Raw genomic sequence first — 12,254 nt, 5'->3', positions numbered from 1 at the left:
ATCTGTATGTTCACGCCCCTTGCGCCTGCGCAGGGGCGTTTTTCATTGTCAGGGGTCTGAGGCGTGGAAGCCGAAAGAAGGAGACCCCCATGGCGAGGCCGGACAAGGCAGCCGCTGTCGCGGAGCTGACGGACGAGTTCCGTAGCTCCAACGGCGCCGTGCTGACCGAGTACCGCGGTCTCACCGTTGCGCAGCTCAAGCAATTGCGAGTTTCGCTCGGTGACGACGTGAACTACGCCGTGGTGAAGAACACGCTGACCAAGATCGCGGCCAAGGATGCGGGAGTCGACTCGTTCGACTCGCTGCTCGAAGGCCCCTCGGCAATCGCCTTCATCAAGGGCGACCCGGTGGTTGCGGCCAAGGGTCTGCGTGACTTCGCCAAGGCGAATCCCCTGCTCGTCATCAAGGGTGGAGTGCTGGAAGGTAAGGCACTCGGCTCTGACGAGATCAGCAAGCTCGCTGACCTGGAGTCGCGTGAGGTCCTCCTCGCGAAGCTCGCAGGTGCGATGAAGGCGGCCCCGCAGCAAGCGGTGTCGTTGTTCGCTGCTCCGCTGTCGCAGGCCGCGCGCCTGTTCGCGGCGCTGCAGGACAAGTTGCCGGCCGAAGCCCCTGTGCAGGATGCAGTGGCGGACGTCCAGGACACCGTCCAGGACACGGTCGAGGCACCTGCCGAGGCGAGCACCGAGGAGACTGCCGCAGCGGACAGCTGAGGCAGCTCACGCAACACCCCCATCAGTGATCACCAAGCACCATTGTTAGGAAGGACCGCCACCATGGCGAAGCTCAGCACCGAAGAGCTCCTCGGCCAGTTCAAGGAACTGACCCTGCTGGAGCTGTCGGAGTTCGTTAAGGCGTTCGAGGAGGAGTTCGGCGTCACCGCCGCCGCCCCGGTCGCCGTTGCCGCCGCTCCGGGCGCGCCGGCTGCCGCTGCCGAAGAGGCCGCGGAGCAGGACGAGTTCGACGTCGTTCTCGAGTCGGCCGGCGACAAGAAGATCCAGGTCATCAAGGAGGTGCGCGGTCTCACGAGCCTCGGCCTGAAGGAGGCCAAGGACCTCGTGGAGTCGGCCCCGAAGCCGATCCTGGAGAAGGTCGACAAGGCTGCCGCGGAGAAGGCCAAGGAGGCCCTCGAGGGCGCCGGCGCCACCGTCACGCTCAAGTGACCTCCGTTACGTTCCGCTGCGGGACGTAACGAATGTGTAGAGAAGGGCGGTCCCCGCAAGGGGGCCGCCCTTCTGGCATTTCGGATCGCTAGGATCTCATCCGCTTGACTTTCAGGGGTTACGCAAAACCGTACTCGTGCGTAACCTAGGCCACTGCCCCGTCGTTGGGACGGCAGAACGTCGTCGGTCGGGGGCCAGCAGACATTCCCGTGAGGAGGGCCGGTGGGCGTAGAAGTCCGCGTCGAAGGTCTCACCAAGTCCTTCGGCAGCCAGCTGATCTGGGGCGATGTGTCCCTGACGCTGCCGGCCGGTGAGATCTGCGTGATGCTCGGCCCGTCCGGTACCGGCAAGTCCGTGTTCCTGAAGACGCTGATCGGTCTGCTCAAGCCCGACAAGGGCCACGTGTACATCGAGGGCACCGACATCGCCACCTGCAGCGAGCGCGAGCTGTACGACGTACGGCGGCTGTTCGGCGTGCTGTTCCAGGACGGCGCGATGTTCGGCTCGATGAACCTGTACGACAACGTCGCGTTCCCGCTCCGCGAGCACACCAAGAAGTCCGAGTCCGACATCCGCTCCATCGTGATGGAGAAGATGGAGATGGTCGGCCTGGTGGGCGCGGAGAAGAAGCTACCCGGCGAGATCTCCGGCGGTATGCGCAAACGGGCCGGCCTGGCCCGCGCGCTGGTGCTGGACCCGCAGATCCTCCTGGTCGACGAGCCCGACTCCGGCCTGGACCCGGTCCGTACGTCGTTTCTGAACCAGGTGATGATCGACCTGAACGAGGCGTTCAGCCCGACGTTCCTGATCGTCACCCACGACGTCAACACCGCACGCACCGTGCCGGACAACATCGGCATGCTCTACCACCGGCACCTGGCCATGTTCGGCCCGCGGGAGATGCTGCTGTCCAGTGAGGAACCGGTCGTCCGCCAGTTCCTGAACGCGCAGATGGTCGGCCCGATCGGCATGTCCGAGGAGAAGGACGCCGACGAGCTGGCCGCCGAGGCCGGCCAGGAGCTGCCGCCGCTGCCGCCGATCCCGATCCAGCAGTTGCCCAGCAGCGGCATGCTCCGGCCGACCCAGCGGGAGCCGGGCGCATGGTGCCGGGAACACGGCATCACCCCGCCACCCGGCTCGTTCGCCACCGCGACGGTGGGGGCCCGGTGACCGTTTCCGCGACCGCCCCGCTGAAGCAAGCCGGTTCGCTGTTCGCCTTCGCTCTCGACACTGGCCGGGCCACGTTCCGCCGGCCGTTCCAGGTGAAGGAGTTCCTCCAGCAGGCCTGGTTCGTCGCGAGCGTGACGATCATCCCGACCGCGCTGGTCGCGATCCCGTTCGGCGCGGTGATCGCGCTGCAGGTCGGCGGCCTGATCAAGCAGTTCGGCGCGCAGGCCTTCACCGGATCCGCCGCGGTGCTGGCCGTCGTACGGGAGGCGTCGCCGATCGCGACCGCGCTGCTGATCGCCGGGGCTGGTGGCTCGGCGATCTGCGCGGACCTCGGCTCGCGCAAGATCCGCGAAGAGCTCGACGCGATGATGGTGCTCGGTATCGACCCGATCCAGCGCCTCGTCGTACCGCGGGTGCTGGCGACGATGCTGGTCGCGTTCTTCTTGAACGGCTTCGTCAGCGTGGTCGGCGTGATGGGCGGCTACGTCTTCAACGTCGTTCTCCAGGACGGCACCCCCGGTAGTTACATCGCGAGCTTCACCGCGCTGGCGCATCTTCCTGACCTGTGGCAGGGGCAAGCGAAGGCGCTGGTGTTCGGGGCGATCGCCGCGATCGTTGCGTCGTACAAGGGCTGTAACGCGGGCGGCGGGCCGAAGGGTGTCGGCGACGCGGTGAACCAGTCGGTCGTCATCACGTTCATGCTGCTGTTCGTCGCGAACTTCTCGATGACCGCGATCTACTTCCAGCTCGTTCCGCCGAAGGGGGCCTGACGTGTCGGCCTGGGTGGACGTGCTGGTCAAGAAGCCGCTGAACTCGCTCGACCATCTCGGTGAGCAGCTCGCCTTCTACATCAAGGCGCTGGCCTGGTCCGGCAAGTCCGTCACGCGGTACCGCAAGGAGATCCTCCGGCTGCTCGCCGAGGTCACGCTCGGCAGCGGCGCGCTCGCGGTGATCGGCGGCACCGTCGGCGTGATCACGTTCCTGGCGTTCTTCACCGGCACCGAGGTCGGCCTGCAGGGCTACTCGGCGCTGAACCAGATCGGTACCTCGGCCTTCGCCGGCTTCGTGTCGGCCTACATCAACACCCGCGAGATCGGCCCGCTGATCGCCGGTATCGCGCTCGCCGCGACCGTCGGCTGCGGGTTCACCGCGCAGCTCGGCGCGATGCGGATCAGCGAGGAGATCGACGCCCTCGAGGTGATGGCGATCCCGTCGCTGCCGTTCCTGGTCACCACCCGGATCATCGCCGGCCTGATCGCGGTGATCCCGCTGTACGTCGTCGGCCTGCTCTCGTCGTACTTCGCGACCAGACTCACCGTCACCACGTTCTACGGGCAGAGTACGGGCACGTACGACCATTACTTCCACCTGTTCCTGCCACCCGGAGACGTGCTCTGGTCGTTCGGCAAGGTGCTGGTGTTCTCGGTCCTGGTGATCCTGGTGCACTGCTACCACGGCTACCACGCCAGTGGCGGCCCGGCCGGTGTGGGCGTCGCCGTCGGTCGCGCCGTACGGACGTCCATCGTCGTGATCAACGTCGTCGACCTGCTGCTGTCGATGGCCATCTGGGGTACGACGACCACCGTCAGGCTGGCGGGTTGACGTGACCAGACTCATCTCGCACAAGGTGCTGGGCGTCGCGTTCATCGGCGTACTGGTGTTCCTGCTCTGGCTGACGTACGCGTTCTACGCCAAGGTCTTCACCAAGACCGTGAACGTCGAGCTCAAGACCAGCCACATCGGCCTGCAGCTCAACGAGCACGCGGACGTGAAGCTCCGCGGCATCATCGTCGGCGAGGTCCGCGGGGTCTCCACCGACGGCGACGAGGCGACCGTCAACCTGGCCCTCAAGCCGGACCAGGTGGCTGAGATCTCCGCCGCGGTCAGTGCCCGGATCCTGCCGAAGACGCTGTTCGGCGAGAAGTACGTCGCGCTGGTGCCACCGACCGGTGCCGAGGGCCCGCACATCAAGGCCGGCGATGTGATCAGCCGGGACAAGACCGCGGTCGGCATCGAGATCGAGAAGGTGCTGAACGACGCGCTGCCGTTGCTTCAGGCCGTCGACCCGGCCGACCTGAACGCCACGCTGAACACCCTCGCGACCGCGCTCGAGGGCCGCGGCGCCGAGATCGCCGGCACCCTCACCCAGCTCGACGGGTACCTGAAGAAGCTGAACCCGCACGTCCCGAAGCTGATGGACGCGCTCGCCAAGCTGACCCAGGTCTCGGACATCTACGGCGATGCGACGCCGGACCTGGTCCGCGCGCTGCGGAACCTGACGATCACCGGCAACACGGTCGTCGAGAAGCAGAAGCAGCTCCAGCAGTTCTTCGTCGACGTGCAGACGCTGTCCACGACCGGGGACACGTTCCTGAAGGCCAACGAGGACCGGGTGATCCGGCTCGGCCAGGTCACGCGTCCCGTCCTCGACCTGCTGGAGCGGTACTCGCCGGAGGTGCCGTGCTTCCTCCAGGTGATGACCGACACCGCCCCGATCCTGAACGACACGTTCCGCGACGGGCGGCTGAACATCAACCTCGAGCTGATCACCAACCAGCCGACGCCGTACGAGCCGAACGAGCTGCCGGTGTACAAGGACCACCGTGGGCCGACCTGTGTCGGCAAGAACTACAGCCACCCGGGTTCGAAGCCAGGCCCGTACACCCAGGAGAACCCGGCGCCGTACATCACCGGTGACGACGGCGTGATCGGCGACCACAACAAGAACCAGCGCTTCCCGCTCGACGTCAAGCTGAACCGGGCGATGCCCGGGTTCGCGATGGACACCCAGGGCGTCGGATCGCCGGCCGAGCAGAAGGTGATCGACTCGGTCGTCGGCCCGGAGATGGGTGTCGCGGCGAACGACGTACCGGATCTGACGACGCTGATGGTCGGGCCTCTCCTCCGCGGCGGGCAGGTGAACCTCAAATGAGCTTCTTCGACAGGAAGACCACGTTCGACACCGTCCGGCTCGGGATCTTCGTGGTGATCACGACCGTCGCGACCGCGCTGCTGGCGGTGACGATCGGGAACATCAGCTTCAACCCGACGACGAAGTACAAAGCCGTGTTCACCGACGCGGTCGGGCTGAACCAGGGCGACGACGTCCGGATCGCCGGTGTGAAGGTCGGGCAGGTCGACAAGATCGCCCTGTACGAGAACACGCTGGCGATGGTGACGATCAGCGTCGACTCCGACCAGGTGATCGACACCTCGACGCATGCGACGCTGCGCTACCGCAACCTGGTCGGCAACCGGTACGTCGCGCTCACCGACGGCATCGGCGGCGGCGACCGGCTGAAGAAGAACGGCGTCATCCCGAAGGAACGCACGACGCCGGCCCTCGACCTGTCGGTGCTGTTCAACGGTTTCAAGCCGCTGTTCACCGCGCTCACCCCGGCGGACGTGAACCAGTTCGCGTTCGAGGTGATCAAGGTGCTGCAGGGTGAGGGCGGCACGATCGAGTCGCTGCTGGCCAAGACGGCGTCGCTGACCACCACGCTCGCCGACGCCGACCAGGTGATCGGCGACCTGATCACGAACCTGACCTCGACGCTGCAGATCGTCTCCCAGCGGCAGGCGAACTTCTCCCAGCTGCTGGTCAACCTGCAGCAGTTCATCACCGGCCTGAGCCAGGACATCAACCCGATCCTCAGCTCGCTGACCTCGATCAACTCGCTGAACACCAAGACCGCCGGCCTGCTGCAGCAGACCCGGGTGCCGATCAAGGCCGACCTGGACAAGCTGCGCGCGGTCGCCACCACGCTGGACGACACCCAGTCGATCTGGGTGAAGACCCTGCAGTTCATGCCGGAGAAGCTCAACACGATGACCCGCACCGCGTCGTACGGCTCCTGGTTCAACTTCTACCTGTGCAACTTCGACGGCAACGTCACACTACCCACCGGCACCCGCATCCCGGTCGCCTACGACCTGAACTCGGCGAGGTGTAAGAAGTGAAGCCTTTCCGCGAACAGAACCAGGTCACGATCGGTGTGGTCGGCCTGACGGTCATCGGGCTGATCATGCTGGCCGCGTTCAAGGCGCAGGACCTGCCGCTGATCGGCGGCGGGACGAAGTACTCCGCGCAGTTCTCCGAGGCCGGCGGCCTGAAGCCGAACGACGAGATCCGGGTGGCCGGCGTGCGCGTCGGCAAGGTTCGCGACGTCGAGCTCGAGGGGACCCACGTCCGGGTCGACTTCGTGGTCGACAAGGGCGTGAAGCTCGGCGACCAGACCGGCGCCGAGATGAAGATCAAGACCCTGCTCGGCCAGAAGTACCTGAAGCTCAACCCGGCCGGTCCCGGCGAGCTCAAGCCGGGCTCCGAGATCCCGCTGGCCCGGACGATCTCGGCGTACGACGTCGTGGACGCCTTCACCGACCTGGCCAACACCACCGAGCGGATCAACACCGCCCAGCTGGCGAAGGCCCTGGACACGTTGTCGGCGACGTTCAAGAACACGCCCGAAGAGGTGCAGGCGTCGCTGACCGGCCTGTCCAGGCTGTCCCGGAACGTTGCCAAGCGCGACGAGCAGCTCAAGCTGCTGCTGCAGCACTCGAACGTGGTCACCAAGGTGCTTGCCGACCGCAACCAGCAGCTGATCAAGCTGATGAAGGACGGCAACAAGGTCTTCCAGGCCGTGCAGGCCCGGCGGGCATTGATCCACCAGCTGCTGGTGTCGACGCAGAAGCTGTCCGCGCAGATCACCGCACTGGTCCGGGAGAACCGCAAGGACCTCGGGCCGACCCTGCAGAAGGTGAACGCGGTGCTCGCGGTCCTGCTGCAGAACCAGACCTCCCTGGACGCGAGCATCAAGGGTCTGGCGCCGTTCGTCCGGGTCTTCACGAACACGCTCGGCACCGGGCCGTGGTTCGACACGTACCTGCAGAACCTGGCGCCGGTGCCCGAGATCCCGCTGCCCAAGGTGCTGCCCACCGGGATCCCCCCGATCCTGGGAGGTGGCGGCTGATGCGGGTCAATGCGATTTCGCGGCTGATCGCGATGGCAGTGGTCCTGGTGATCATCGTGGTCGGCGCCGTGTCCCTGTGGCCGAAGCCCGAGCGGGTGACGGCGACGGCGTACTTCCCGCGTGCGGTCTCGGTGTACCCGGGATCGGACGTCCGGATCCTCGGCATCAAGGTCGGCGAGGTGGAGAGCGTCACGCCGGCCGGCCGCAGCGTGCGGGTGAAGTTCTGGTGGGAGGCCAAGCACAAGGTGCCGGCCGAGGCGAAGGCGGTGATCGCCTCGCCGTCGATCGTCGCGGACCGGTACGTGCAGCTCTCGCCGGCGTACTCCAAGGGCGCCGTGATGGCCGACGGCGCGCAGATCCCGCTCGATCGGACCGCCGTACCGCTGGAGCTCGACCAGATCTACCAGAGCCTCAACGACCTGTCCGTGGCGCTCGGGCCGAAGGGCGCCAACGACCAGGGCGCGCTGGCCCGGCTGCTCGACGTCTCGGCGAAGAACCTGAACGGCCAGGGCGCCAAGCTGAACCAGACCATCACCGACGTCTCGAAGCTGACCAGCACGCTGTCGGGCAACTCGTCGGCACTGTTCAACACGATCCGGCAGCTGCAGACATTCGTGTCCGCGCTCGCCGCGAACGACCAGCTGGTCCGGCAGTTCAACACGAACTTCGCCGCCACCTCGACCACCCTGGCGGGCGAGCGCAAGGACCTGGGTACGGCGCTGTCGCTGCTCGCCACCGCGCTCGGCGAGGTCGCGACGTTCGTCAAGGAGAACCGGACGCTGGTGAAGAACACCGTCACCGGCGCCACCAAGCTGTCGCAGATCCTGGTGAACGAGAAGGCCGCGCTGGCCGAGGTGCTCGACACCGCACCGCTCGGTCTCGGCAACCTTGCCCGGATCTACAACCCGCAGTTCGGCACGCTGGACCAGCGCATCAACCCGGGACAGCTCGACGACCCGGCGACGTTCGTCTGCTCGCTGCTGCTGCAGGCGAACCAGCCGATGTCGATGTGCTCCACGCTGAAGCCGGTCCTGGACGCGCTGGCCAAGCTGCCGCTGATCGAATCGCTGACCGGCACCGGGCCCGTCAGCGGCGGCCCTGCCGGTACGCCGTGGGCGCCGACACCGAAGGCCCCGCTGAACAGCCCCGACCCCGTGGACCCAACGCTCGGGGGGTTGGTCAAGTGAAGCTCCCCAGAATCCAACGCCGTACGTCGATCGTCGCCGGAGTCGCCGCGCTCGCGATGCTGCTGAGCGGCTGTGACTTCTCCGTCTACTCGCTCCCGCTGCCGGGCGGCGCGAAGATCAAGGGGCCGTCGTACACGGTCACCGTCGAGTTCGCGGACGTCCTGGACCTGGTGCCGAAGTCGTCGGTGAAGGTCGACGACGTCACCGTCGGTACGGTCGAGAAGGTCTGGCTGGACGGGTACGTCGCCAAGGTGCGGATCAAGCTGCCGAAGAGCCTCGAGTTGCCGGACAACACGCACGCCACGATCCGCCAGACCAGCCTGCTGGGCGAGAAGTTCGTGTCGCTGGCCCGGCCCGCCGGGTCCGAGAAGGCGCGCGGCAAGCTCGACAACGGCGAGCTGATCCCGCTGTCCAGGACCACCAGCAACGTCGAGGTCGAGGAAGTGCTGTCCGCGCTCTCGCTGCTGCTGAACGGCGGCGGCGTCGCGCAGTTGCAGATCATCACGCAAGAGCTGAACAAGGCGCTCACCGGCAACGAGCCGGCCATCCGCAGCGTGCTGACCCAGCTGAACACGTTCGTCGGCACCCTGGACCAGAACAAGGCGCGGATCGTCACCGCGATCAAGTCGGTGGACGCGCTCGCCAAGAAGCTGAACGCGCAGAAGGCGACGCTGGCGACCGCGATCGACTCGCTACCGACGTCGATCGCGACCCTGGACAAGCAGCGCGCCGCGCTGGTCAAGACGCTGCAGGCGCTGGCCACGCTGGGCAACACCGCGACCCGGGTGATCACGTCCGCGCAGAAGGACCTGGTCGCCAACCTGCAGTCGCTGTACCCGATCCTCACCAAGCTGGCCGAGGCGGGGGAGAACCTGCCGAAGTCGCTGGAGCTGCTGTTCACCTATCCGTTCCCCGACAACGCCGCCAAGGCCGCGAAGGGCGACTACACCAACCTCGGGATCACGGTGGACGTGAACACCAAGAAGGCACTCGACAGCCTGCTCGGGATCCAGCTGCCGACGGTCGGCCCGACCGCGCTGCCGACCGGCCGGATCAGCCTCCCGGTGCACCTGCCGACCAGTCCGGGGCAGGGCAGCGTGTTGCCGTCGCTGCCGGTTCCGACCGGGACCGCGACGACCTGCATCACGGTGCTCGGCCTGCCGGTCTGCTCACCGAAGCTGAACCGGTCCGGGTTCGATCCCGACCTGGCCAAGGCATTGATGCCGGGGGTGGTCGGATGATCACCAAAGCGGTCCGGATCCAGCTGATGGTGTTCCTGCTGATCACCGTCGTCGGCGTCGCCTTCGTCGGCGCCCGCTACGCCCAGATCGACAAGCTGATCGTCGACGATGACTACACGGTGAGCGCCAGCTTCGCCGAGTCCGGCGGCATCTTCAGCGGCGCCGAGGTGACCTACCGCGGCCAGCCGGTCGGCCGGGTCGGGGAGCTCAAGCTGCTCTCCGACGGTGTCCAGGTGAACCTCGACATCGACAAGAAGACCAAGATCCCGAACGACCTGCTCGCGGTGGTCGCGAACCGGTCCGCGATCGGCGAGCAGTACGTCGACCTGCAGCCGCGCCGCGACGGAGCGCCGTACCTGCAGGACAACTCGAAGATCGAGCGCAAGGACACCGCGATCCCGATCGACACCACAGAGCTGCTGCTGAACCTGGACCAGCTGGTGAACTCGGTCGACAAGGAGAGCCTGCGGACCACGGTGCGCGAGCTCGGGGCGGCGCTGAAGGGCAAGGGCACCGACCTGCAGAAGATCATCGACAGCTCCGGCAAGCTGATCGACGACGCGGACGCGAACGTGCTGCAGACGATCAAGCTGATCAACGACGGCGACACCGTCCTCGCGACCCAGGTGGCCAGCGGCGACGCGATCAAGACCTGGGCGAAGAACCTGGCGCTGCTGTCCGACACGCTGGTCAGCTCGGACAGCAACCTGCGCAAGGTGATCGACCAGGGTTCGCTCGCCTCCACCCAGATCACCGGCCTGATCCAGGACAACAGCGCGTCGGTCGCGGTGCTGCTCGGTAACCTGCTGACGGTGAGCGAACTGACCGCGGTCCGGCTGGACGCCGTCGAGCAGCTGTTCGTGGTGTACCCGGCGGTGTCGATGGGCGGGTACGTCGTGCCCGCCAAGAACGCCGAGGGGCACTACGACGCGCACTTCGGCCTGGTCGTCGGGCTCCAGCCGCCGGCCTGCCGGCCAGGGTACGGCGGGACGAACAAGCGGGTCCCGCAGGACGTCAAACCCACCCCGGCGAACACCAAGGCCGGTTGTACGGCGGATCCGTCGAGCGGGATCAACGTGCGCGGCTCGCAGAACAAGCCGTCGCCGTCGTCGAGCGAGGACCTGAACAGGTCCGGCTACGGGCTCGGGTACGACCCGGCGACCGGCGCCGCCGGCGGGACCGACGGGATGCCGGGCATGATCCTCGGCTCGACCGGCGGACAGCAGGAGCTGCTCGGCAGCGACTCCTGGAAGGCACTCATCCTTGGACCGGTGACCGGCAAGTGATCGCACGGAACGGCCGGCTGGTGCTGGCCTGGGCTCTCAGCGTGCTGCTCGTGGTGGCGATCGCCGGCCTCACGCTGTCGGTGGTCGCCCTGAGCAAGCAGCGGGCCGACGACTCGCAACGCGACGGCGCGATGAAGGCGGCGCGGCAGTTGGCGCTGGACTTCACGACGTACGACTACCAGACCTGGGACGCGGACTCGAAGCGGGTCCTGGACGACTCCACGGGGCAGTTCAAGCAGGAGTTCCAGTCCGGGATCGCCGCGGTGAAGACCGACGTGGTGACGAACAAGGCGACCTCCAAGGGCGACGTCAAGGAAGCCGCCGTCGTCTCCAACGACAAGGACTCGGCTCAGGTGCTGGTGATCGTGAACGCGGTGGTGACGAACACGGCCTCGGCCGACGGCGTTCAGCGCCGGTACCGGATCAAGCTGGACATGGTCCGCGAGAAGGACCGCTGGCTGACCGCCGACCTGCAGGTGGTGGGCTGATGTCGGACCGCCGCAGCCGCCCACGGATCGCCGGCCAGCGCCGTACGGCGAAACCGGACCAGCCGGACGCGCCGGCCCCGGGCGCGCCGGTCGTCGTCGAGGACGAACTGGTCGAGGAATCGGTCGAGGAGCCTCGTCCGCAGGATGTGACCCCGGCCACAGACGACGCCAATGACGGCGTTCTCGAGAAGTCGCCGGCCGCCGAAATCTCTACGGAGAGTGAGCAGAAACGGGGTCTGGGGACCGCGTTGACGGCCGCGCTCGGCGTCGTCGTCGTACTCACTCTGACGGTCGCAGCGGTGCTCGGGATCAAGGCGTGGCACGGCAAGCAGGCCGAGGACGCCCGCAACCAGGCCTCCGCCGCGGGCCGGAAGGCGGCCGAGACGGCGCTCAGCTACGACTACCGCGACCTGGACAAAAGCTTCGCCGCCGCGCGGGCGACGATGACTCCGGAGTTCGCCGCGAAGTTCGACGAGACCGCGAAGGTGGCCGGCGAACTGGCCACCAAGACCAAGGCCACGGTGAAGGCCGACGTCCGCGAGGTCGGGGTCCGCGACGGCGACGCCGACCGGGTCACGCTGATCATCTTCGTCAACCAGACGACGACCAGCACGATCACGAAGGGTAGTCCCCGGGTGGACCTGAACCGGACCCGGTTCACGATGGTCCGAAACGGCGACCGATGGCTGGTCCAGGAGATCGCCGGACTGTAATCTCTAGGTAACTCCGCACCAGAGGGGCGCTGGGTGTCT

General features: G+C 67.0%; 13 protein-coding genes. All 13 read left to right on the top strand.

Translation table 11 applies throughout. From position 1 onward, the window contains the following. Positions 1-89: 89 nt before the first annotated feature. The 13 genes from rplJ (at position 90) to E0H45_RS05660 (ending at position 12,215) form a co-directional block, all read left to right on the top strand. Positions 90-710, top strand: coding sequence for a 50S ribosomal protein L10 (gene rplJ, locus E0H45_RS05720; RefSeq protein ID WP_131335198.1), 621 nt, complete (start codon positions 90-92; stop codon positions 708-710). Between the two features lie 63 nt (positions 711-773). Then, a complete protein-coding gene (rplL, locus tag E0H45_RS05715) occupies positions 774-1,160 on the top strand; it encodes a 50S ribosomal protein L7/L12 (RefSeq protein WP_131286391.1) in 387 nt (128 codons plus the stop codon). A 222-nt stretch (positions 1,161-1,382) separates the two neighbouring features. Then, on the top strand, positions 1,383-2,330 hold the full coding sequence (locus E0H45_RS05710) for an ABC transporter ATP-binding protein (protein ID WP_131335197.1): 948 nt from the start codon (positions 1,383-1,385) through the stop codon (positions 2,328-2,330). Further along, positions 2,327-3,100, top strand: coding sequence for an MlaE family ABC transporter permease (locus E0H45_RS05705; RefSeq protein ID WP_131335196.1), 774 nt, complete (start codon positions 2,327-2,329; stop codon positions 3,098-3,100). Before E0H45_RS05710 ends, E0H45_RS05705 begins: the two co-directional genes overlap by 4 nt. A gap of 1 nt (position 3,101) precedes the next feature. Next, positions 3,102-3,932 carry an MlaE family ABC transporter permease gene (locus tag E0H45_RS05700; protein WP_131335195.1) on the top strand — a complete coding sequence of 277 codons (831 nt, stop codon included), beginning with the start codon at positions 3,102-3,104 and terminating at the stop codon, positions 3,930-3,932. 1 nt (position 3,933) lies between these two features. Next, entirely contained in the window at positions 3,934-5,262 is a 1,329-nt protein-coding gene (locus tag E0H45_RS05695; protein WP_238154815.1) for an MCE family protein, read from the top strand. Continuing rightward, entirely contained in the window at positions 5,259-6,290 is a 1,032-nt protein-coding gene (locus E0H45_RS05690; RefSeq protein WP_131335194.1) for an MCE family protein, read from the top strand. The genes E0H45_RS05695 and E0H45_RS05690 overlap by 4 nt, the downstream gene beginning before the upstream one ends. After that, positions 6,287-7,300 (top strand): MCE family protein, encoded by a 1,014-nt coding sequence (locus E0H45_RS05685; RefSeq protein WP_131335193.1) that lies wholly within the window; start codon positions 6,287-6,289, stop codon positions 7,298-7,300. Before E0H45_RS05690 ends, E0H45_RS05685 begins: the two co-directional genes overlap by 4 nt. Next, entirely contained in the window at positions 7,300-8,487 is a 1,188-nt protein-coding gene (locus E0H45_RS05680; protein WP_131335192.1) for an MCE family protein, read from the top strand. Before E0H45_RS05685 ends, E0H45_RS05680 begins: the two co-directional genes overlap by 1 nt. Then, the gene (locus tag E0H45_RS05675) at positions 8,484-9,728 is read left to right on the top strand and encodes an MCE family protein (protein ID WP_238154814.1); all 1,245 of its coding nucleotides are present in this window, start codon (positions 8,484-8,486) and stop codon (positions 9,726-9,728) included. Before E0H45_RS05680 ends, E0H45_RS05675 begins: the two co-directional genes overlap by 4 nt. Continuing rightward, positions 9,725-11,014, top strand: coding sequence for an MCE family protein (locus tag E0H45_RS05670; RefSeq protein ID WP_131335191.1), 1,290 nt, complete (start codon positions 9,725-9,727; stop codon positions 11,012-11,014). Before E0H45_RS05675 ends, E0H45_RS05670 begins: the two co-directional genes overlap by 4 nt. After that, positions 11,011-11,502 (top strand): hypothetical protein, encoded by a 492-nt coding sequence (locus E0H45_RS05665; protein WP_131335190.1) that lies wholly within the window; start codon positions 11,011-11,013, stop codon positions 11,500-11,502. Before E0H45_RS05670 ends, E0H45_RS05665 begins: the two co-directional genes overlap by 4 nt. After that, entirely contained in the window at positions 11,502-12,215 is a 714-nt protein-coding gene (locus E0H45_RS05660) for a hypothetical protein (protein ID WP_131335189.1), read from the top strand. Before E0H45_RS05665 ends, E0H45_RS05660 begins: the two co-directional genes overlap by 1 nt. Positions 12,216-12,254: the final 39 nt, after the last annotated feature.

It is taken from the genome of Kribbella soli, assembly GCF_004331345.1.
Classification (GTDB): Bacteria; Actinomycetota; Actinomycetes; order Propionibacteriales; family Kribbellaceae; genus Kribbella; species Kribbella soli.
Note: the sequence above shows the minus strand (reverse complement) of the source record. Positions and strands in the feature narration are given on the sequence as shown.